16 protein-coding genes are annotated in these 21,502 nt (G+C 72.3%); 6 read left to right on the top strand and 10 right to left on the bottom strand.

Annotated features, from left to right (window positions below; translation table 11 throughout):
• Positions 1–15: 15 nt before the first annotated feature.
• From C8K30_RS23495 to C8K30_RS23465, 7 genes are all read right to left on the bottom strand, one after another.
• Positions 16–4,563, bottom strand: a complete 4,548-nt coding sequence (locus C8K30_RS23495) for an ExeM/NucH family extracellular endonuclease (RefSeq protein ID WP_108495328.1) — start codon at positions 4,561–4,563, stop codon at positions 16–18.
• A gap of 360 nt (positions 4,564–4,923) precedes the next feature.
• Positions 4,924–5,340 carry a sterol carrier family protein gene (locus C8K30_RS23490; RefSeq protein WP_108495327.1) on the bottom strand — a complete coding sequence of 139 codons (417 nt, stop codon included), beginning with the start codon at positions 5,338–5,340 and terminating at the stop codon, positions 4,924–4,926.
• The gene (locus tag C8K30_RS23485) at positions 5,340–5,786 is read right to left on the bottom strand and encodes a hypothetical protein (RefSeq protein WP_132233000.1); all 447 of its coding nucleotides are present in this window, start codon (positions 5,784–5,786) and stop codon (positions 5,340–5,342) included. Before C8K30_RS23485 ends, C8K30_RS23490 begins: the two co-directional genes overlap by 1 nt.
• Positions 5,787–5,811: 25 nt before the next feature.
• Entirely contained in the window at positions 5,812–7,971 is a 2,160-nt protein-coding gene (locus C8K30_RS23480; protein ID WP_369940986.1) for an RNB domain-containing ribonuclease, read from the bottom strand.
• A 48-nt stretch (positions 7,972–8,019) separates the two neighbouring features.
• A complete protein-coding gene (locus C8K30_RS23475; protein WP_146197578.1) occupies positions 8,020–8,982 on the bottom strand; it encodes an endonuclease/exonuclease/phosphatase family protein in 963 nt (320 codons plus the stop codon).
• Between the two features lie 127 nt (positions 8,983–9,109).
• Entirely contained in the window at positions 9,110–11,449 is a 2,340-nt protein-coding gene (gene purL / locus C8K30_RS23470) for a phosphoribosylformylglycinamidine synthase subunit PurL (RefSeq protein ID WP_108495324.1), read from the bottom strand.
• Positions 11,450–11,568: 119 nt separating this feature from the next.
• Entirely contained in the window at positions 11,569–12,453 is an 885-nt protein-coding gene (locus C8K30_RS23465; RefSeq protein ID WP_108495323.1) for a family 16 glycosylhydrolase, read from the bottom strand.
• Positions 12,454–12,675: 222 nt separating this feature from the next.
• Here C8K30_RS23465 and C8K30_RS23460 point away from each other — a divergent pair, with 222 nt between their 5' ends.
• Positions 12,676–13,599, top strand: coding sequence for an EamA family transporter (locus C8K30_RS23460; protein WP_108495322.1), 924 nt, complete (start codon positions 12,676–12,678; stop codon positions 13,597–13,599).
• Between the two features lie 55 nt (positions 13,600–13,654).
• On the opposite strand, the gene C8K30_RS23455 is transcribed toward C8K30_RS23460, so the two are convergent.
• Complete coding sequence (locus C8K30_RS23455) at positions 13,655–13,927, bottom strand: hypothetical protein (RefSeq protein ID WP_199230663.1); 273 nt, start codon at positions 13,925–13,927, stop codon at positions 13,655–13,657.
• Positions 13,928–14,058: 131 nt separating this feature from the next.
• Between C8K30_RS23455 and C8K30_RS23450 the strand changes: the two genes are divergently transcribed.
• The 3 genes from C8K30_RS23450 (at position 14,059) to C8K30_RS30780 (ending at position 17,037) form a co-directional block, all read left to right on the top strand.
• Positions 14,059–15,165, top strand: a complete 1,107-nt coding sequence (locus tag C8K30_RS23450) for a sensor histidine kinase (RefSeq protein WP_108495321.1) — start codon at positions 14,059–14,061, stop codon at positions 15,163–15,165.
• The gene (locus C8K30_RS23445; RefSeq protein WP_108495320.1) at positions 15,162–15,812 is read left to right on the top strand and encodes a response regulator transcription factor; all 651 of its coding nucleotides are present in this window, start codon (positions 15,162–15,164) and stop codon (positions 15,810–15,812) included. The genes C8K30_RS23450 and C8K30_RS23445 overlap by 4 nt, the downstream gene beginning before the upstream one ends.
• An 82-nt stretch (positions 15,813–15,894) precedes the next feature.
• Positions 15,895–17,037 (top strand): T6SS immunity protein Tdi1 domain-containing protein, encoded by a 1,143-nt coding sequence (locus C8K30_RS30780; protein WP_158281108.1) that lies wholly within the window; start codon positions 15,895–15,897, stop codon positions 17,035–17,037.
• On the opposite strand, the gene C8K30_RS23435 is transcribed toward C8K30_RS30780, so the two are convergent.
• Positions 17,003–17,734, bottom strand: coding sequence for a hypothetical protein (locus C8K30_RS23435; protein WP_108495319.1), 732 nt, complete (start codon positions 17,732–17,734; stop codon positions 17,003–17,005). The two genes, C8K30_RS30780 and C8K30_RS23435, sit on opposite strands and share 35 nt — an antisense overlap.
• A gap of 84 nt (positions 17,735–17,818) precedes the next feature.
• On the opposite strand from C8K30_RS23435, the gene C8K30_RS31030 reads away from it, so the two are divergent.
• Together C8K30_RS31030 and C8K30_RS23425 are read left to right on the top strand one after the other, a co-directional pair.
• Positions 17,819–18,673 carry a DUF2599 domain-containing protein gene (locus tag C8K30_RS31030; RefSeq protein ID WP_199230662.1) on the top strand — a complete coding sequence of 285 codons (855 nt, stop codon included), beginning with the start codon at positions 17,819–17,821 and terminating at the stop codon, positions 18,671–18,673.
• Positions 18,674–18,940: 267 nt separating this feature from the next.
• The gene (locus C8K30_RS23425) at positions 18,941–19,261 is read left to right on the top strand and encodes a hypothetical protein (protein ID WP_108495318.1); all 321 of its coding nucleotides are present in this window, start codon (positions 18,941–18,943) and stop codon (positions 19,259–19,261) included.
• Positions 19,262–19,360: 99 nt separating this feature from the next.
• Here C8K30_RS23425 and C8K30_RS23420 read toward each other — a convergent pair whose 3' ends face one another.
• Positions 19,361–21,475, bottom strand: a complete 2,115-nt coding sequence (locus tag C8K30_RS23420) for an acyl-CoA dehydrogenase (protein ID WP_108495317.1) — start codon at positions 21,473–21,475, stop codon at positions 19,361–19,363.
• Positions 21,476–21,502 lie beyond the last annotated feature (27 nt).

The following is a 21,502-nucleotide window of genomic DNA, read 5'->3' as shown; positions in this document are numbered from 1 at the left end:
GGGATCACGCTCCGGTCAGCCGACCAGCTTCCAGGGGCTGTGCTTTCCCTTGCCCGGGATCTGGAGGATGTTCGGCCGGGTCGCCTCGTAGACCTTGCCCTTGTAGGACACGGTGTCGCCCCACCAGTAGAGCTTCCACGGCACCCACGCGGGAGCCTCGGGCTCCGCCGCCTCCACGGTCAGCGGCAGCCGGGCAGTTGTGCCCGACGGCGACGCCGTCACCAGGAGCTGGTACGCGCCCGGCGTCGTGCCGGCCGGGACGGTGACGGTGGACGACGTCGCGCCGTTGGCCACCGTGCCGGTGCCGAGGGAGACGCCCTCGGCGGCCTCGCCGCCGGCCGGGACCAGGAAGGTCTCGACGGCGGTGTTCTGCGGCGAGCCGAGCGAGGTGAGGTCGAGACCCGACAGGCTGATGTCGGTCGAGGCGCCCGCCTCGACCGTGCCCGGCAGGGTCGTCGTGACCGTGCGGGTGCGGGCGAAGCTCGGCGTGATCGGCGAGGAGCTGTCCAGGTACGAGATCCACGCCTCCCGGTCCACCAGGCCCGAGTCGCGGCCGTCCGTGCCTTCGGTGAAGACCCGGAAGTTGTCGCCGCCGGAGATCAGGAACGAGAACGTCGCGATGCGGTACTCCGCGGCGGGGTCCACCGGCACGCCGTCGACCGTGATCGACGAGATGTTGTCGCCCGGCGTCGCGTTCCCGTCGGCCGTGACCGCGGTGTACGACACGTTGTCCGACAGTCCCAGCGCCAGGTACGGGCGCGAGGGGCGGTTGCCGTTCGCGTCCGTCTGCCACTGCTGCTCGAGCAGGGTGTCGAGCTGCGCGCCCGTGAGCGTGATCGTCCACAGGTTGTTGACGAACGGCAGCACGGCGTTGGCCTCGGCGTAGGTGATGATGCCGTCCGCACCGAAGTACAGCTCGTTGCGCAGGCCGCCCGGGTTCACGACGCCGATGTCAGCGCCGCCCCGCTCCTCGCTGGCGAGGGAGTCGCGCAGCGAGTTGGCCACGAGGTTGCCGAGCGCCGACTCCGAAGCGCGGTCGTCACGGTTGCCGCCGGTGTAGACGCCGTCCGTGTAGGAGCCGCCCGAGAACGCCGTCGTGACGTCCGCGGTGACCTCGCCGACCGGCTGCGCGCCGATCTCCTGGGCCTCGGCCAGCGCGGCGTCGACTATCGAGTCGACCTCCGCGACCACCGGGTACGTCGCGATCAGCTCGGCGGCCGGAGTGGTCGTGCGCGCCACGTTCTCGACCGTGTAGTCGGTGACGTCGAACGACTCGGTGTCCACCGTGAGGGAGACGTGGCCCAGGAACTCGCCGTAGTTTCCGGTCTGGACGATCGGACGGGTCTCCCCCTCCGTACCCGGGACCGGGGCGTCCCACGCGTACTGCTTGTGCGTGTGGCCCGTGAAGATGGCCGCGACACGCGGGTCGGTGTTCTGCACCAGCTCGGCGAAGGGGCCGCCCGCGGCGATCTCCTCCTCCAGCGTGGCGCCGTCGGGCGTGCCCGCGCTCGCACCGTCGTGCGCGAGGGCGACTACCACGTCCGCCTCGCCGTTCGCGGCGTCGCCGTCGAGCAGCTCGTCCGTGACGCGGTTGATCGCCTCGACCGGGTCGCCGAACGTCAGGCCCTCGATGCCCGCGGGCGTGACCAGCGTGGGCGTTTCCTCCGTGACCACGCCGACGAAGCCGACGTCGACCCCGTTGACCGGGATCACGTCGTACTCCGGGAGCGCGGCCTCACCCGTGGCCTCGTCGTAGACGTTGGCACCGAGGAAGCTGAAGTCCGATGCGGGAACGACTCGGTCCGTAAGGTCCGTCATGCCCTGGTCGAACTCGTGGTTGCCGACCGCGGAGGTCTTCAGGCCCAACGCGTTCAGCACGTCGATGGTGGGCTGGTCCTGCTGCAGCGCGGACGCGAACAGCGAGGCGCCGATGTTGTCGCCAGCCGAGACGAACGCGGTGCCGTCGGGGTTCTGCGCCCGCAGCTGCTCCACCGTGCCCGCGAAGTTGACGGTGTTGGCGTCGATGCGACCGTGGAAGTCGTTGATGGCGACGAGGTCCAGGTCGACGGTGCCGGGCTCGGTGGTGGTGGCGCCGAGGTCCAGCCCGACGATCGCCGGGTCGTGGTCCGAGGACCGGAACGGCGTCTCGTCGTAGAGGATCGACGCGTTGTAGTTGTAGCGGCTGTACTCGTTGGCCACCGGCTCGTACGCGTTGATGTTCCAGATGTCCACGCCGGTGACCAGCTCGGCCGCCGCGGGGGAGGCCAGCTCGTGGTCGAGCGAGCCGACCATGCCGTCGAAGTTGTACGAGTACTCGCCGGTCTCGGCGCCGAGGTCGACGTAGCCGGCGTCGGCCAGGACCTGGATCGGGTCCTCCTGCTCGTAGGCGTTGAAGTCGCCGACCAGCAGGACCTTGTCCGTCCCGGCCGCCTGGGCCTGGGCGTCCGCGAAGGCCACGAGGTCGTTCGCCTGACGCACCCGCGACTCGTTCGACGCACCCTGGCCGTCACCCTGGTCGGCGTCGCCCGGCCACGGTCCGGCCGAGCCCTTCGACTTGAGGTGGTTGGACACCACGAGGACGTCGTCGCTCGCTTCGGCCGCACCGCCCGCGGGCTGGAAGACCTGCGCCAGCGGACGGCGGGCGTTGTCGAAGGCGTCGCCCGTCAGCAGGATGTGCGACTCGCCCACCGGCTCGGCCGTGGCAGTGCGGTAGATGAAGGCGTTGCGGATCACGTCCTCGTCGGCAGGCACCTCGGCGGGTGAGGCCACGTAGGCCCACGTCCCCGCGCCCGCTGCGGCGTTGAGCGCGTCCACCAGGTCCGAGAGCGCCTGGTCCCGGGACTTGCCCAGGAAGTAGCGCGAGTTCTCGACCTCCAGCAGCGAGACGACGTCCGCGCCGAGCGCGTTGATCGCCGCGACGATCTTGGTCTGCTGACGCTGCAGGTCCTCCTCCTCGGCCGCGCCGCGAGCGTCGCAGCCGCCCGAGACGGTGACCGGGTCGCCCGCGCGGTCGTTGTAGTAGGTGCAGCCCGTGAGCTCGTCACCCGTGGTGCTGAAGTAGTTCAGCACGTTGAACGTGCCGACCTGCAGGTCGCCGCCCACCTCGGCGGGCGCTGCCTCGCGAGTGTCCTCGAAGGTCGCGGGCTGCACGGCGTCGGCGACGTCCGGTGTCAGCTGCGCTGTCGGCTGGAAACCCCATGCGTCGTACCGGTAGTCCAGCACAACAGGACGCGTGAACGTGACGGCCGCACCCACGCGCACAGGGTCACCACCAGTCAGCCACGGGAGCGGCTGCGCCTTGTTGGCGGTCGAGTTGTAGTTCCAGCTCGACCCGTCGTCGAGCAGCACGCCGCGCGCCGCGTTGTCCGCGATCTGTGCGTCGTACTCGGCGGACAGCGGGCGGCCCGCCGTGGTGGGCTGCACCAGCGGGCTGTCGCCCGCGGCCAGGCCGACCGTGCCGTAGTAGTTGGTGCTGTAGTTGTCCGTCACCGTGAACTCACCCTGTGGCGCGAGGAGCATGCCCTCGAGCGCCTCGCGCCCTGCGGCGGTGGCGGGCCAGGCGGTCGCCGTCGGCTCAACCGTCGCGGGCTCGTCCAGGACGGTCCAGCCGCTCGACGACGGTGTGAGCTCCGTCAGCCCGTTGTACTCGGAGACCGCGCCGGTCACTTCCACGTGGTCGCCCGCCGACAGATCCGCGGCGGCCGCTGCCGAGAAGACGAAGACGCCGTCCGACGCGCCGGGCGTCGGGTCCTCGCTACCGCCCGTGCCAGCGGTCTGCAGGTACAGCCCGTTGAATCCGCCGGTCGCGTAGACGGCGGTGACGACGCCACGCGTCGTGACCGTCGCGCCGGCGAGCGGCGAGGCGTCGCCGGTGCCCTGGATCTCGGCGATCGGGGTGATCTCGGCGGGCTCGGTCGGCTCCGACGGGGTGGGGCTGGGCTCGGGCTCCGAGCTCTCGCCGTTGCTAGGGGTCACCTCGGCGGTGAACACGAAGTCGGCCGAGTTGTCGCCCGCTTCGCCGGTGCGCTCCAGTGACCCGACCACGCCCGTGCCCTGGCCGGCCGGGCCGGGAGCGGTCTCGAACGTGTCGGCGGTGCCATAACCGAGCAGGTCGACGACGCCCGCGGCACCCTCGGCCACAGCGCCCTTGGCGGGCGTGACGGCGGTGGCCTGCGACGCGAGCGCGACCACGCCGGCCGTGCCGCTCGGGTTCAGGCTGCCCACGGCGTCGGGCGTGGGGAGCGGCTCGCCGTTGGCCGCGTTCGAGGCGCCCTGCACCAGGTAGTGGCCACCGGCGGCGATGGTGCCGCTCAGCGCGGTGACTCCGGAGAACGACGCGCCCGTCGCAGACTTGTACTGGACCGACCAGCCGTCGACGCTGACGGGCTCGTCCGTCGGGTTGTAGAGCTCCACGAACTTGTTCCGGTACGGCTGGCCGGCGCTGCCGCCCACCAGGTATGCCTCGCTGATGACGACGTGCCCGGAGTCCGGGCCGTCCTCGGTGGCCGAGGGCGCGGCAACAGCCGCCGTCGCGGGCACGGCGAGCGCTGCGGAGAGCGCCACTGCGACTGCGGCCCTTCCACGGGGTCGGGGGTTCGGTCGCGGGGACCGGAGCGTGCTGGGTCTCACGCTGACTCCTTCTGCAATAGCCGACCGAGTGGCCGGGGTGGAGTGCACTGCTGCTGGACGACTTGCTCGGCGGCATCGCCGCGGCCGGGCGCGCATCGATTGCGCAGGCGGTCCGGCACGAGTGCCACCAACCAATCACTGCATCGTTAACCTGCGGTTACGGCCGGACACCGGTCGGGAGAACTGACGTCCCCGCACCGGGTGAACCCGCCCGCAACCGAGCCACGAGATCGACGCCGAGGCTAGCGGGTGTCACCGACATCCGTTGCCCGGCACACGCCGCCGGCGTCAGGTTCACCCTGGAACGACTGGAGGCTCCGGCTCGCCGCCGGTCCCGGACGCCGCCCGGCGCCCGACCGTCAGCGGCAGCAGATGGGAGATGTCGGAGCGGTCGCCCGAGGCGTGCACGCGCCCGTCCGCGACGGCGTCCGCCCAGGCCACGGTGCCCGTGGCCAGGCCGAGCCAGGTCTCCGGATCGGTCTCGACCACGTTCGGCGGCGTGCCCCGCGTGTGCCGGGGCCCGGCGACGGCCTGCACCGCGCCCGCCGGCGGCACGCGCACCTCCACGGAGTTCCCGGGGGCGATGTCGGCCAGCTCCTCCAGCGTGAACCGCACCGCAGTGGTCACGTCCCGGCGCTCCGCCTCACCCCGCGCCCACATCGCGACGGCGGCACGCCCGGTCGCCGGATCCGTCCGGCGCCGCGGGGGCACTACTGCACCGCCAGGAAGTCGCCGAGCCGCGTCCAGCCGGACTGCTCGAGGCCGGTGAAGTCGGTGCCGGGCATGACGAACATGACCTTGCTCCTGCCGTTCGAGACCTCGGTGCCCGTCGGGTTGGGCGTCATGGTGCAGCTCGAGACGCCCTCGCCCGCGGCGTCGTCGACCAGGACCAGGCAGGTGGAGGCGCCCTCGTTCGACCGAGCGGCGTAGAAGGTGGCGTCGTCGTCCGTGCCGAGGCGGCGGGTGGTCCCGCCGTCCACGGCGACGTCGTCGAGCACGCTGTCGGGGAGCACGTCGTCGGACTGTTGCTCCTCGTCGAAGAGGGCTTCCAGCTCCTCGGCGCCGTCCGACGGCGTACAGGCGGTCAGGAGCAACGCCGCGCCGAGCGCGGCGGCGGCACCCGCCCTCCGGGCAGCACCGGGAACAGCATTGGTCATGGGGTCAGTATTGCGGACCGCCGCTTCAGTACCGGTACTCGTGCGACGCCCGACCTTCCACGGCGAGCAGGTCCGCTGCCACCACCACCGGCAGCTCGAGCGACGACACGATCGAATAGTCGGCCTCCTGGACGACGTCCGGGTGCACCCCCGCCTGCACCTCGGGCACCGGCCGCGACGGCGCGCCCGCGGTCGGCGCGTGCCGCGGCCAGGGCTCCGACAGCGGCATCTCGTCCCGGACCTGGGGACGCACGGGCCGGCTCATCGGCGGATAGCCCAGGTCGTAACGGCGGCGCGGCAGGTCGGGGGTCGCCAGTCCGGCACCGGCCCGCGGTTCCGGAACGGACTCGGGCTGGGGCTGGGGCTGGGGCTGGGGACGCGGCTGGGGCTGGGGAGGAGGGGTCGGCCGCGGCCCGGGAGTGGGACGCGGCTGCGGCCCGGGAGTGGGACGCGGCTGCGGCCGGGGAGTGGGGCGCGGCTGCGGGCTCGGGCTCGGCTCCGGCCGCGGAGGCGGCTCCGGGCTCCCCGCCGCCTCGAGCTCGCGCTCGGGCCGCACGACCGTCCCGTGCGCGGGGACCGGCCCGTCGCCCGGGGTCGCGAACGGTGCCGGAGCGGCCGAGCGCCGTCCCGTCCCCGAGGACGGCCGCCGCGCCGCCGACGGACGCCGTCCGGCGCGCTCCGGAACAGCCGACCGGCCGGCCACCGGGTCGACCGGACGGCCCCCGAGCGTGAACGTGACGCGGCGCTCGGCGACGTCGGCCTCGGCGAGCGTGACCCGCACCTCGTCGCCCAGCGGGAGCCGCGGGCCGACGACGCGGGCCCGGACCGCCGGGTCGCGCAGCACCACCTGGCCGCGCTGCACCTCCTTGTCCGGGTCGTCGATGTCGACCACCACGCCGTCGAACTCCTCACCCAGGCGGTCGGCGAGGAGTGATGCCTCGACGATGTCCACGCACTCCCGCTCGAACGACGAGGCGCGGCGGCCGGTCTCGGCCATGACGGCGGGCAGTGCGGGCATGGCTTCCAGCACCCAGGCGGGCACGGGGGTGCCGGCATGGATCGCGAGGCAGACTTCGGTCGCGTACCGGTCCACCAGGCGGCGCAGGGGCGCCGTGACGTGCGCGTAGTCGGCGGCGATGGCGGCGTGCCGGGTGTTCTCGGGCGGCGGCACGACGGCGCCGTCGGGCCCCGGCATGCCGAACGCCACGTACCCCGCGCCGCGGAAGAGCGTCACCGCCTCGTTGAGGAACGCCGCGTGTTCCGGGATGCGCGACTCGAGGGTCGGGACCAGGCGCGAGTACGGGACGTCGTCGGGCCATTCGATGCGCAGCGCGCGGGCGGTGCGGTGCAGGCGCGCCAGGTCGCGCGGGTCGGCCTCGGGGAGGGTGCGCAGGATCCCCACGCCCGCCTGACGCATGAGGTGGGCGGCCACGATGCCCGTGAGCAGGGAGATCTGGGCGTTCCACTCCTCCACCGGCAGGTTGCGCCGGAACGACAGCGTGAACGTGCCGTCCTCGCGGCACTCCACCTCCTGCTCGGGCACCTCCAGCGAGACGCCGCCGCGCGCGGCCTCCAGCGACTGGCGCAGGCGTCCGACGTCGGCCAGGAGCTGCAGCGACTCGCTCGCCGTGCCCGCGTCGAGGCTGGACTGCACCTCCGCGTAGGTGAGCCGCTCGCGGCTGCGTACGACCACGCGCTCCAGCGAGGCGCCGGTGATGATGGCGCGCGCGTCCAGGGTGACCGTCCACAGCACGGCCGGGCGGTTCTCCTCGGGCAGGAGGCTCGCCGCGCCCTCGGACAGGACCTTCGGGTGCAGCGGGGTGCGGGCGTCCGGGCCGTAGACGGTCATGCCGCGCTTGCGCACCTCGGCGTCGAGGGCGCCGCCCGGTGTCACGAAGGCGCCGAGGTCCGCGATGGCGTAGTGCACCACGTACCCCTCGCCCGACTGTTCCACGTGAACCGCCTGGTCCAGGTCCTTGGAACCGGGCGGATCGATGGTGACGAACTCGATGTCGCGGCGGTCCTTCCGGCCCGCGGAGAAGTCCTTCCCGACGGCCGTCCGGGCCTCCTCGAGCACGTCCTGCGGGAACATCGCGGGCAGGCCGACCTCGGCGCGAAGTGCCGCGAGGGCAGCGCTCACGTCGTCGGGGGCAGCGGGCGCGAGGCGCATCTGACGTGTCGGCACAAGTGCGAACATAAGCCGGTTCCGCGCTCCTCGCGCGGTGTCGCTGTGCTATTCGACGACGACGGTGGCCACGAGCGCCCGGTGGTCGGTGCCCGGGACCTGCATGGAGACGACGTCGGAGACGGGCATGTCCTTCTCCACCACCACGTGGTCCAGCGCGAAGAGCGCGGGCACCCGGCTGCCCTCCGGCCAGGTCACGGCCGGTCCGGCACCCCATTCGCGGGTGGCGTCGGAGAACCGCGAGCCGAGCAGCGCGCGGAAGCTCGCGTGGTCGTAGGTGGCGTTGAAGTCGCCGGCCATGATCTGCGGCGTCTTGTCCGCCTGGACCTGATCCGCGAGCGCGGCGAGCTCGGTGCGCCACGTCGTGATGTCGTTCGGCATCGGCGGGTGCGGGTGCACCACGGTGACCCGGACGTCGGTGCCGCCCACCGCGACGAGGGCCGACGGCATCGCGAAGCTCGTGCCGGCCAGCTGCTCCACCTCCGTGAGCTCCGTGGACGACCAGAGCCCGCTGCCGGCGGGGCCGTCGTCGGCGGGCACGGTGAAGCTGTGCGGCAGCAGGTCGTCGAGCCCGGCGTCGGCGAGGGCCTCCTCGAAGGCGGGGGTCAGCTCCTGGACCGCGAGCACCTCGACGTTCTGCGAGTCCACCAGCTCGACCACGCTCTCGGCGTCGGCCTGCCCGTACAGGGTGTTCACCGTCATGACCCGCAGCGTGCCTGCGTCGGCCGGGTCGGCCACCGTCGACGTCTCCGGGGGCGTGAAGAACGGCACCATCCAGTACAAGAAACCCGCGAGCGAGGCCGCGAGCAGCAGGCTCAGGACCCAGCGGCGCGAGAACAGCGTGATGATCAGCAGCGGCAGCGTCGCGAGCGTCGCCCACGGCGTGAACGCCACGAGGTGCGGCAGGGGAACCACGCCGTCGAACGGGAGCACCCTGGCCAGCGCGACCAGGAGCAAGGGGATCGCGATGATCCAGAGCACGGAAGAGGTGAAGCCATGGACAAATCGCACTCCCGGACCCTATCGGCTGGGCGGTTGCGCATGTGGTGACCTGGGCGCACAAGTAGAGCGCCCGCCCGACTTCACCCGCTACCTCGGTGCGGGTGGGCCGGTCAGGCGCTCTACTGACGGGTCGGGCTCAGCCGAAGATGCTCGGGAGGGTCCCCTCGAACGCCTCGCGGGCCTCGGCCAGCGGGATCTCGAACTGGCCCTCGATCACCACGGCGTCGCCGCCGGTGGTGCCGAGGCGCAGCACCGGCACGCCGGCGTCCTCGGCCAGGTGGGTCAGCTCGCCCTCGTGCTCGGGATCGATCGCGACGACGACCCGGCCGGTCGACTCCGCGAACAGCGCAACGAACGGGTCCACCTTGTCGCGGCCGGTCACGCCCTCGAGCGCCACCGACGCGCCGACGCCGAAGCGCAGCGACGCCTCGAGCAGCGTCTGGATCAGGCCGCCCTCGGACAGGTCGTGCGCGGCGGCCGCGAGGCCCGCCTTCCGCGCCTCCACGAGGGCCGAGGCCAGCGCCTTCTCGGCGGCCAGGTCCACCCGTGGCGGCAGGCCGCCGAGGTGCGAGTGCACGACGTCGGCCCAGGCCGAGCCGTCGAGCTCGTCCCGCGTGGTGCCCAGCAGGAGGAGGGAGAGGCCCTCGGTCTGCCAGCCGGACGGGAGGGCGGTGCTGACGTCGTCGAGCACGCCGAGCACGCCCACCACGGGGGTGGGGTGGATCGAGGAGTCGATCTGGCCCGGCTCGCCGGTGCCGTTGTAGAGCGAGACGTTGCCGCCGGTGACCGGGACGCCGAGCTCCTGGCAGGCGTCGGCGAGGCCCTCGATCGCCTCGACGAGCTGCCACATCGAGTCGGGGTGCTCCGGCGAGCCGAAGTTGAGGCAGTCCGTCACGGCGAGCGGCTCGGCGCCGGACGTGGCGACGTTACGGTACGCCTCCGCGAGGGCCAGCGCGGCGCCCGTGCGCGGGTCGAGCTTGCCGTAGCGGCCGTTCGCGTCGGTCGCCAGTGCGACGCCGAGCCCGGTGGACTCGTCGACCCGGATGACGCCGCCGTCGTCGGGCTGGGCGAGCGCCGTGTTGCCCTGGACGAAGCGGTCGTACTGGTCGGTGACCCACGCCTTGGAGGCGAGGTTCGGCGAGGCCAGCAGCTTCAGCGCGGTCTCGCGCAGCTCCGGGCCGGACGCCGGACGCGCCAGGCCGGCCGCCGTCGTCGTGTCGGCCTGCAGGCCGTCCTGCCAAGCCGGACGGGCGTAGGGCCGGTGGTACACGGGCCCCTCGTGCGCCACGGTCTTGGGGTCGACGTCCACGATCCGCTGGCCGTGGTGGTCGATCGTGAGGCGGCCGGAGCCGTTGACCTCGCCGATGACGGCGGTCTCGACCTCCCACTTGCCGGTGATCGCGAGGAACGCGTCGAGCTGGTCGGGGCGCACCACGGCCATCATGCGCTCCTGCGACTCCGACATGAGGATCTCGCCGGCGTTCAGCGTGGGGTCGCGCAGCAGCACGTCGTCGAGGTCCACGTGCATGCCGCCGTCACCGTTGGAGGCGAGCTCCGAGGTGGCGCAGGAGATGCCCGCGGCGCCGAGGTCCTGGATGCCCTCCACGACCTTGGCCGAGAACAGCTCCAGGCAGCACTCGATGAGCACCTTCTCCATGAAGGGGTCGCCCACCTGGACGCTCGGGCGCTTGGCGGGGACGCCGTCCTCGAACGTCTCGGACGCGAGGATCGAGGCGCCGCCGATACCGTCGCCGCCCGTGCGGGCGCCGAACAGCACGACCTTGTTGCCGAGGCCGGTCGCGTTGGCGAGGTGGATGTCCTCGTGCCGCAGCACGCCGAGGCAGAGCGCATTGACGAGCGGGTTGCCCTGGTAGGAGCCGTCGAAGACGAGCTCGCCGCCGATGTTCGGCAGGCCGAGGGAGTTGCCGTAGCCGCCCACGCCCGAGACGACGCCGTGCACGACGCGCGCGGTGTCGGGGTGGTCGACGGCGCCGAAGCGGAGCTGGTCCATGACGGCGACGGGGCGCGCGCCCATCGAGATGATGTCGCGGACGATGCCGCCCACACCGGTCGCGGCGCCCTGGTAGGGCTCGACGAACGACGGGTGGTTGTGCGACTCGACCTTGAAGGTGACGGCCCAGCCGTCGCCGATGTCGACGACGCCGGCGTTCTCACCGATGCCGACGAGGAGGTGCTCCTTCATCTCGTCGGTCACCTTCTCGCCGAACTTGCTCAGGTGCACCTTCGACGACTTGTAGGAGCAGTGCTCGCTCCACATCACGGAGTACATCGCGAGCTCGGCCGCGGTGGGGCGGCGGCCCAGGATGTCCTTGATGCGCTGGTACTCGTCCTCCTTGAGTCCGAGCTCTCCGTACGGCTGCACCTCATCGGGGGTGGCGGCTGCGGCCTCCACCGTGTCCAGTTTCGGAACGGCGAGCTTCGAGCGGGAGGGTGCCTGGGACGCGGGCGCGGTCATGTAGTTCCTCGCGTGCGGGGTAGGTTTCTGGGCGCCGGAGCGCCCCGCCAGTCTACGACGCGTCACGCGGCAGGGCGGTCCCGCCGTCCGGCGACGACGAGACCGCCCTGCTGTGCGCGTCAGAGCTGTGAGTCGTACACCCGGACGTAGTCGACGACCATCTGCTGCGGGAACTGCGTGGTGCCGTCGGGGTAGCCGGGCCAGTTGCCGCCCACCGCGACGTTCAGCAGGAAGAAGAACTGCTGGTCGAAGACCCACTGGTTGCCGCCGACGTCCGCCGTGGTGCGGGTCTGGTAGACGTTCCCGTCCACCGACCAGCTGATCCGGCCGGGCTGCCAGTCGATCGCGAAGGTGTGGAAGTCGTCGGCGAACGACCAGCCCTGCGGGTGGGTGTACGCGGCGCCGATCCCGCTGCCGCCGGAGTAGCCCGGGCCGTGCAGCGTGCCGTGCACCATGTGCGGCTCGAAGCCGACGTTCTCCATGATGTCGATCTCACCCGAGCTGGGCCACGGGACACCGGAGTCGATCTGGCCGCCGAGCATCCAGAAGGCGGGCCAGATGCCCTGGCCGCGCGGGATCTTGATGCGGGCCTCGAGGCGCCCGTACTGCGGCTCGACCTTGTTCGCCGTGGTCAGCCGGGCGGAGGTGTAGCCGCCGTTCCCGTCCGAGCGGGCGGTGATGACGAGGTTGCCGTTGCCGTCCAGGGCCGAGTTGTCGCGGGAGTTGGTGTAGACCTGCAGCTCGTTGTTGCCCCAGCCGCCGCCTCCGGTCTCCTGGTTCCAGTTGGCGCCGTTGGGGGCGCTGCCCGCTGCGCCGTCGAACTCGTCCGACCAGGTCAGGGCGCCGACGGCGGCCGGCGCCGCGTCCTGCGCCGACAGGGCCGAGCCGGCGTCGTGCGCTTTCGGTGCTGCCGCGGAGGCGACGAGCGAGGCGGACAGGACGAGGGTCGCGGCGGCGGCCGCCGTGACGGTGGTACGGATAGTGCGGTGTCTGGTGCTACGCATCGGACGCTCCTTCGCGAAGATGTGTCTCCCGCCGTACAGGAGGCGGGACGGGCCTGGCGATCGATCGCACTGGCAAGCTGTCAGGGACGCTACTTTTCACCCGCTCGTGGAACAAGATGGTGAAAGTACGTACTCGGGGCGCGACCACTGTTCAGCCCCGCTGAAGAGTCAGCCAGTGATACGCGATGGACGTACAGGGTTGGCGCGGTCAACGATGACCGCATGCCCCTGCGCCACTCGCTCCTCGCCGTGCTCGTCATGATCATCTGGGGCACCAACTTCCTCGCGATCGATATCGGCGTCGACGACGTGCCGCCCGTGCTGTTCCTCGCGATCCGCTTCGTGGTGGTGCTGGTCCCGGCGATCTTCCTGGTCCCTCGCCCCGCGGTGCCCATGAAGGACGTGCTGGTGGTGGGGCTGTTCCTCAGCCTCGGCCAGTTCGCGCTCATGTACACGGCGATCTGGCTCGACATGCCGCCCGGCCTCGCCTCGCTCGTGCTCCAGGCGCAGGTGGTCCTCACGGTCCTGTTCGCGAGCCTCGCCCTCCGCGAGCGCCCGACGACGCCGCAGCTCGTGGGGGTCCTGCTCGGCGCGGTGGGACTGGTGATCGTCGGCCTCGGCCGGTCGGCGGCGACGCCGGGCCTCGCGTTCCTGCTCACTCTCGCGGCCGCGGCGTCGTGGGCGACCGGCAACGTGATCGTGCGGCGGCTCGGGTCGGCGACGCAGGTGGCCGGTGCCCGGCCGAGCCCGCTGGCCGGCCTGTCCATGACCGTGTGGTCCGCGCTGGTGGTTCCGGTGCCGATGTTCGCCCTGGCGCTCGTGCTGGACGGCCCGGCCGACGTCGGGTACTCGCTCACGCACCCCACCTGGGCCGCCGTGCTGTCCACGCTCTTCACCGCGTGGCTCGCGAGCCTGGTGGGCTACGGCATCTGGAACACGCTGCTGGCCCGCTACCGGGCGGGCGCGGTGGTGCCGTTCACGATGCTGGTGCCCGTGGTCGGTATGACGGCGGCCTGGCTCGCGCAGGGCGAGGTGCCGAACGCGGCCGAGGCGGGCGGAGGGCTGCTGCTCCTGCTGGGTGTGGCGATCACGTCGGGGCTGCTGCGGTGGCCGGGCGCGGGCCGGACACCGCGGGTCGCGCGGTGACGCCCGGCAGGCCGCGCTACGGCTCGAGCACGTAGCAGAGCAGGTCCACGCCGGGTCATACAGGAACGGTGGGCCGTGACGCTCTCGCGGGCACGCCCCGCGAGCGCCGGCGCACCCGCCCCCACGGCTTGTACACGGACAGCACGGTGGCCACCGCAAGCATCGTGAGCGACACGGTGGGCGGGTACACGAGCGAGGACAGGTCGGTAGCCGGGACCTGCCCGGCCTCGACCGCGACACCGGCCGCGCCGACGTCGGCCATGCCCGGTTGCAGCGCGACGACGATCAGCACGCACAGCAGCACGTTCATGACGAGCTTGACGGCCACCCACCCGCAGTGCGCCGCCCGACGTCGGCGGGCGGCTCCGCGTACGTCCCACTACGTACACCGGGCTACGGCGCGCAGGGGGTGACGCACGGTCCGCCGTCGGACACAGTGGGGCTGGAGGTGAGGGAGACATGGGAAAGCTGCGTCTGGTCGACGTAGGGGTGGCGGCAGCGCTTACGGCGCTCACGCTGCTCACGCTGCAGTTCCTGCCTGCACCGGCCGGGGTCCGCCCGGTCGACGGCCTGGCGTACACGCTGGCGACCATCGCGGCGGTGGGGACGGTGTTCCGTACCCGCTGGCCGGTGCTCACGCTGGGCGTCGTCACCGCCGCCACCGTCACCTACCTGCTCCTCGCCTACCCGTACGGCCCGGCGATGGTGTGCCTGGTGGTGGCGGTCTACTCCCTGGCCCGACGTCGCCCGCTCCGCCCGGCGCTGCTGTACGGCGCTGCGACGCTGGCGCTGCTCCTGATCCACGTCTTCACACATCCGGCCGCGCTCCCCCTGCCGGTCGCGCTGGTGCCGGCGAGCGCCATCGTGGCGGTGCCGTTCAGCATCGGCATCGCCCGGCGGATGTGGCACGAGGCGCGCGCGGCGGAGCGGACGGCGGCGGAGCAGCAGGCACGCGACGACGAGCGGCTGCAGCTCGCGCACGAGGTGCACGACGTGGTGGGGCACGGCCTGGCCGCGATCCAGATGCAGGCGGACATCGCGCTCCACCTGGGCACGCCGGACGACGCCACCACCGCGCTGGAGGCCATCTCGAAGGCCGCGAACGAGGCGCTGACCGAGCTGCGGACCACGCTCGCGGAGATCCGGCCCGGTTCCGGCCGCGGTGCCGGTCCCGAGCGCGCGCCGACGGCCGGGCTCGCCAACCTCGAGGTGCTCGCGCAGCGCGTCCGCTCCGCGGGGGTCTCTGTGGACCTCGCCGTCACCGGCACACCCCGGCCGCTGCCCGACGCCGTCGACCTCGCCGCCTACCGTGTGCTCCAGGAGTCGCTGACCAACGTGGTCAAGCACGGAGCCGGTTCAGCCGCCCGGGTCGAGGTGGCGTACGAGCCGGACGCCGTCCGGCTGGCGGTCCGCAACCCGCGCACGGCCGACGGCGCGTTCGTCGCCGGGTTCGGCATCACCGGGATGCGGCACCGCGTCGAGTCCCTGGGCGGGCGGCTCGACGCCGGGCCCGTCGACGAGTCCTTCGAGGTGCGGGCGGCACTGCCCGCGGGAGGTGTCGCATGATCTCGGTACTGCTCGTGGACGACCAGGACCTGGTCCGGATGGGCCTGCGCGCCCTCATCTCGGGGGAGGAGGACACCACTGTCGCGGGCGAGGCGGCGGACGGGATCGCCGCCGTCGCCGAGGCCCGCCGCCTGCGGCCGGACGTGGTGCTCATGGACATCCGGATGCCCGGCATCGACGGCATCGAGGCGACGCGGCGGATCGCCGAGGACCCCGACCTCACCGCCACGCGCGTCGTCGTGCTCACCACCTTCGAGCACGACCAGTACGTCGTCGACGGCCTGCGTGCCGGGGCCAGCGGGTTCCTCCTCAAGAACACCCCGCCGGCCGATCTCGTGGCCGCGATCCGCACGGTGCACGACGGCGGTGCGCTGCTGGCGCCGTCGGCCACGCGGACGCTGATCCGGGAGTTCACCGCCGCTTCCCCGCGTGCACTGGAGCCGCACCCGCGGATCGGGGACCTCACCGACCGCGAGCACCAGGTCGTCGGCCTCGTGGCGCAGGGGATGAGCAACCACGAGATAGCGGAGGAGCTGGTGCTCAGCCCGGCCACCGCCCGGACGCACGTCTCACGCGCGATGATCAAGCTCTCGGCGCGCGACCGAGCCCAGCTCGTGGTGTTCGCCTACCAGTCGGGCCTGGCCTGAGCTCGTCGGCTCACGCTCAGGGTGAAACAAAGATGTCACATGGGGGTTCCCGACGTTTACCCGATAGTGGTTTCATTCGGACATGAAGCTGCTCCGGACTTTCCCGAAGGTTGCCTTCGAGTTCGGGCTTGCCTCCTGGCAGTGGCTGGGGCTTCGCGAGCAGACCCCGCGCTTCGCCACCTGCTTCGGTGACATCTTCCTCGAGTCGCTGGACGGATGGTGGTTCCTGGACACGGTCGAGGGCACCCTGGAGCTCCGCTGGACCTCCGCCGTCACCATGTACGAGGAGCTGGAGTCGCCCGACGGCCGCGCCACCTACCTCATGGACGACCTGGTCCGCGACGCACGGAGCCGCGGCATCCGCCTCACCGAGGAGGACGTCTACACGTTCAACCCGCACCCCGCCCTCGGCGGTGAGCTGGGCGTGAACGGCCTCGGCACGATGCGCTTCGAGCTCGCCCTCAACTGGGTGGGGCAGATGCACGACCGGGTGCTGCACAGCTCGGGCGAGATCAGCCTGCCCCCGCTGCCCGACGGCGGCCGCCGGGCGGCCCCGCCCGTCGTCGAGTCCTGGGACCCGGCATGGTCGGAGGACGAGACCTTCGACGTCCCGTTCGAGCAGTACCTGGCCACCACGACCTTCGCAGCGGTCGCCGCCCCGCAGCGGAACGACGACGGCTTTCCGTCGCTCCCGCCGTCGCCGGGCCGCGAGCACGAGGGGTTCGGCCAGGTGCCGTACGCCGCACAGAACTACGCCGCACAGGGCTACGACGCCCTGGGCTTTGACGTTCCGGGCGGTGGCGCTCCGAGCTACGAGACGCCCGCCGCCCCCGCCCAGCCCTGGTCCGGGCAGAACGCGGCCGCGCCGCTCTGGTCGGGGCAGACCGAGTCGGCACAGCCCTGGCTGGAGCCGTACCAGGCGGCCCAGCCCGCAACCCCGGACGAGGGGTACGACGCCCCGCACGACTCGTACCCCGCCGCCCCCGAGCAGCCCTCGGAGCAGTACGGGACCGGTGCGGCCGATCAGCAGTCCGGCGGAACGGCCGAGCAGAACTGGGCCCCGTACAGCCCCGGCCAGGACCAGCACGGTCAGAGCGCGCCGGTGTGGGACGCGCCCACCTGGGGCAGACCGGCTCCCCCGGCGGCCGCCGGTGGTGGCCAGAAGCAGACCCCACCTACCAACGACCCGTTCACGGCGTGGGACGACCTGTGGGGAAAGCGCTGATCCGCTGACGCCTGGACCTGGCCGCGGCCTGGCGCCCGGCCAGCCCTCCCGCAGACCGCCCGGCCCGGCGCTCCGACGGCGCTTCGACCTGCGGCGCACTCCGGGGCGCGGTCCGCGGCTCCGCCCTCCGTTCCGGACGTAGCCGGCGCTCGCGCTCGGCCCGCGCGACGAGGCTCAGCTCACCGGGCGTCGTGCTGCGTGCCTGCTTGAGCAGGCGAGTCTCCAGCGCCACCCGGTTCCCCCGGCGCAGCCCGTCCGTGTAGCCGATGATCGTCTGCGCGTGCGCGTGCGTGATGTGCCCGCCGCGCAGCGCAGCGAGCGTACGCGGGTGCTCGTGCACCAGCGCCCGGGACTCCTCGATGAAGGCGACGACCGAGCCCTCCGGCACCCGCAACGCCCTAGCAAGCTGCTCGACGAGCTCTGGCGCCAGCCCTGCCGGGTCGTCCGCCTCGACCTCGGGGGCGTCGAACCGCTCGGGCTGATCGGCCACCCACTCCCGGACCGATTCCATGAGCACGGCACGTGAAGCCGCGAGCGAGGCAAGCAGGGAGTCGACCGCCGCCACAGCGTCGACCGCCTCCGTGAGGTTCGCGAAACGGCTCACGAACCCCGACTCGCGCGGCGCAGCTGCACCGCGCGGAGACTGGCCCGGCACGTTGGCCGGAACCCGGGTCACCAGCACCTTGTTCGAACGCATGTTCTAACCATAGGGGGTGACGCCGACGCGCGCCACCCGGCACGCCAACCTGTGCCGGTCGCCCGCTACCCGCACAATGGGCCTGTGCCGATCCGCCGAGCCGTTACGTCGCCCCTCGCCGCGTGCGCCGCACTGGCCACGATCCTTGCCCTGAGCAGCTGCGGCCTGACCGAGCGCGCGGCCGGATCGGACCGGGCCGGGGAGCCGACGTCCACAGCATCACACTCGACACTGACACCAGGGCAGGACGACGCCGCGCCGAGGCTGCACACCAGCGCGGTCACCGTCGACGACGTCGTCCTTCGTGTCGGATCGCAGCAGGCCGCCGTCGTGCAGGCCGACGCCCACGGGCCGGGCACGCGGACCGTCACCCTCAGCCTCGCCCCCGGCCGCTCCGCCCGCCTCGCCCTCGCCTCGCCCGGCGCGCTCGACGTCGACTCCGACGGCAGCATCACCGTGCTCGACGGCAACGGCACGCCGGTCGCCGCAGTCAGCCCGCCGACGCCGCCGTCGGGCACCGGGGACGACGTGCCGCGCATCGAGGTCACCGACACGGACGCGACCCACGCCCGGCTGGAGGTCGACGACGGGTCCGCCGGAACAGCGCCCGACGCCGGCACCGCCGGCACCGAGCCGCTACGCGTCACGTTCGTGGTGGGCACGCAGGCGATCGAGAGCGCCACCTGGGGCGAGAACGAGGGCGGACGGTCGCTCGCCGTCGACCCGACGGACTGGGCCAGGCGCGCGGGCGAGGCCGGGCTCGACCTGATCCGCACCCAGCTCGTGGCCGCCCAGCCCGAGGCGGACAGCACCACCATGGAGCACCAGCTCGTGTGCCACGCGGTGGGCGCGCCCGACAAGACCACGTGGAACCTCGAGCCCTGGCGGCCCGACGTCGGGCTGATCCTCACCGCCACCGCGCACTGCAACCCGGTGTGAGTGCCGGCCAGCCCAGGTCGTGACCCAGTCGTGACCAGGACCGGTGTGATTCGAGGTGCGGAGCCGCGCCGGTTGAGGTTTGCTGGAACGACGGCGAGGCAGGCTCGCCAAAAAATTCTGATGAGCCCCAGCTCAGCTGGACTCCAGCCCATGCCTTCGTGCGCTCCCAGACGCCCGAGCGGCATCTGCGGGGGCCCGGCACCACAAGAGTTCCCCCCTGGGGTCAGGCAATTTCTCCTCGGAGACACCTTGGCAGGGAGGCTCCAGATGGCCCGTGTAATCGTCCTCGGATCGATCGCCGCCGTGGGCGGCGGCGCTTTGCTAGGAATCACGCTCGCATATCAGCTCGTACCGCTCGCGGTGCTCGCCGCCCTCCTCGGGCTGGCGGGCACTTTTGCTGCGGTACGAGCAACACCCGAACCGGATCCAGCGCTGCTGCGCGCCCCGGTCACCCTTGGCGGGCCGCTCGCGCGCCCCGTCGACGACGAGGAGGAAGAGGAAGAGGAGCCCGCGACCGAGCCGGCCGCCCCGGCTCCGGTGCAGCAGCTCCCCGTCCCGGCCGTCGCCGCGGTGCCGGACGCCGCGTGACCACCCTCATCACCGCGAAGTAGAACCGCAGCGAGAGAGAACCGCAGCCTGGACAGCCCAGGTTCTGCGGTTCTCTCTCGCTGCGGTTCTTCGCGTGGATCAGGCGGGCTTCGCCTGCCGCTTGCGCAGCTCCTTCTCGCTGATCGGCGCCGTGCCGCTCGCGCGCAGCTCCCGGTAGTAGGCGCGCGCCTCGTCCTGGCGCACCTTCTCGGAGCCGTCGGCGATCGGGGCGCGCAGGTGCTCCTGCGAGAAGCCCCAGCCGTCGATGACGTCGAGCACGTGCGGGCGGAGCGCCTTGAGCAGCCGGTCGATCGTCGCCGTCACGGCCTTCGCGCGCCCGGTCGAGAGGCGGCCGTTGGTCAGGTGCCAGTCGAGGTGGCGCTCGATGGTGGTGAGGCCGTAGATGTCGCGAAGCAGGGTGAGCACCTTGCGGGTGCCAGCGTCGGACACCGTGTTGATGGCCTTCGTGAACGCGTCCCAGCGGACGAGCTCGGCCCATGCGGCCGCGGACCCGAGCAGGCGCACCTGGTTGTCGTCGAAGATCTCCTGTGCCCTGATCGAGTCGGCCTTGAGCGCCGGGCGCATGCCCATCGCGGTGGCAGCGACCATGCCCTCGTAGCGGCCGGCGATCAGCCCGCGCTGCACGTCGGCGTCGAGCAGGCGACCCGCGGCGCGCGCGCCGCCGCCGTCGGCCACCGACTGGCCGAGCTTCCGCAGCGGGAGCTTGTGCAGCACCGCGTCCTTGGCCTGCCCGGCCACGATGCCCGCCAGGCCAGCCGGAGACTTGGCCGCCTTCGCCATCTTCTTGCCGTGGTCACCCACGAGGCGCTTGGCCGCGAGCTGCAGCAGCACGTGGTTGTCGCCCTCGAAGGTGGCATAGATGTCGAGGTCCGCGCGCAGGCTCGTGAAGCGGTTCTCGGAGAGGAAGCCGGCGCCGCCGCAAGCCTCGCGGCACTCCTGCAGGGTGTCGAGGGAGTACCAGGTGGAGGTCGCCTTGAGCGCCGCCGCCGTCGTCTCCAGGTCCTCGCGCTTGGCGGGGGTGTCCTCGCGGCCCGAGAACACGTCGTCGAACAGGTCCAGCAGCTCGTCGTGCGCGAAGTGCATCGCGTACGCCTCGGCGATACGGGGGAAGAGCCGGCGACGGTGCGTCGCGTAGTCGAGCAGCGTCAGCTCGTCGGCACCGGCCGACGGCGAGAACTGGCGACGCTGGTCGGCGTACTTCGTGGCGATCGCGAGGCCGACCTTCGCCGCGGTGATCGCCGCGCCGTCGAGAGACACGCGGCCCTGCACCAGGGCGCCGAGCATGGTGAAGAAGCGGCGGCCGGGGCTGTCGATCGAGGAGGTGTAGGAGCCGTCCGCGGCCACCTGGCCGTAGCGGGCGAGCAGGTCGCGGCGCGGCACGCGCACGTTCGTGAAGTGCAGCTTGCCGTTGTCGATGCCGTTGAGGCCACCCTTCTGGCCGTCGTCCTCGCCGCCGACGCCGGGCAGGAACTCCAGCGTCCGCGGGTCGCGGATCGGCACGTAGAAGCAGTGCACGCCGTGGTCGACGCCGTTGGTGATGAGCTGGGCGAACACCGTCGCCGCCACGCCGTCCTTCGCCGCGTTGCCGAGGTACTGCTTCCACGCCCCGCGGAACGGGGTGTTGATGACGAACTCCTCGGTCTCCGGGTCGTACGTCGCGGTGGTGCCGATGGAGGCGACGTCGGAGCCGTGGCCCGTCTCGGTCATCGCGAACGCGCCGGGAACGGTCATGTCCATCGCGCCGGGGAGCAGCCGGTCCTGCTGCTCCTCGGTGCCGAGGTGCAGGATCGCCGCGGCGAACAGGCCCCACTGCACGCCCGCCTTGATCTGCAGCGAGGGGTCGGCGGTCACGAGCTCCTCGAAGCTCACGAGGTTGGCGCCCGCCTGGTCGCGGCCCCCGAGGCGCTCGGGGAAGGCCCGCAGCACCTGCCCGTAGGGCACCAGCGCCTTGAGCTGACCCAGGGCGATCTCCCGGTGCTCCTCCTTGGTGATCCCCTCCTTCTTCCAGAGCTCGGGGTGCTCCGCCATCAGGCGACGCGCCTCGGACCGCACCTCGGGCCAGCGGCCGAGCAGCATGTGCTGCAGGGCGGGCACGTCCACGCGGGTGCCCGACGACGGACGGGTCGCCTCGGGCTTGGGCGCCGCGGCCTGAGGGGCCGGCGCTGTGGTCACGGGCTCGGAGGTGGTCGTCATCGGTTCTCCTCGGTGTTCGGCCGGAGG

This window comes from Promicromonospora sp. AC04, assembly GCF_003058225.1.
Classification (GTDB): Bacteria; Actinomycetota; Actinomycetes; order Actinomycetales; family Cellulomonadaceae; genus Promicromonospora.
The sequence above is the reverse complement of the archived record's forward strand: the minus strand, read 5'-3'. Positions and strand labels throughout refer to the sequence as shown.

Bases quoted from the DNA above. Each gene is read 5' to 3' on its own strand.
- C8K30_RS23485 (WP_132233000.1), bottom strand. From the start codon at position 5,786: ATGACCAATGCTGTTCCCGGTGCTGCCCGGAGGGCGGGTGCCGCCGCC.
- purL (WP_108495324.1), bottom strand. From the start codon at position 11,449: ATGACCGCGCCCGCGTCCCAGGCACCCTCCCGCTCGAAGCTCGCCGTT.
- C8K30_RS23465 (WP_108495323.1), bottom strand. From the start codon at position 12,453: ATGCGTAGCACCAGACACCGCACTATCCGTACCACCGTCACGGCGGCC.
- C8K30_RS23460 (WP_108495322.1), top strand. From the start codon at position 12,676: ATGCCCCTGCGCCACTCGCTCCTCGCCGTGCTCGTCATGATCATCTGG.
- C8K30_RS23450 (WP_108495321.1), top strand. From the start codon at position 14,059: ATGGGAAAGCTGCGTCTGGTCGACGTAGGGGTGGCGGCAGCGCTTACG.
- C8K30_RS23445 (WP_108495320.1), top strand. From the start codon at position 15,162: ATGATCTCGGTACTGCTCGTGGACGACCAGGACCTGGTCCGGATGGGC.
- C8K30_RS30780 (WP_158281108.1), top strand. From the start codon at position 15,895: ATGAAGCTGCTCCGGACTTTCCCGAAGGTTGCCTTCGAGTTCGGGCTT.
- C8K30_RS23435 (WP_108495319.1), bottom strand. From the start codon at position 17,734: ATGCGTTCGAACAAGGTGCTGGTGACCCGGGTTCCGGCCAACGTGCCG.
- C8K30_RS23425 (WP_108495318.1), top strand. From the start codon at position 18,941: ATGGCCCGTGTAATCGTCCTCGGATCGATCGCCGCCGTGGGCGGCGGC.
- C8K30_RS23420 (WP_108495317.1), bottom strand. From the start codon at position 21,475: ATGACGACCACCTCCGAGCCCGTGACCACAGCGCCGGCCCCTCAGGCC.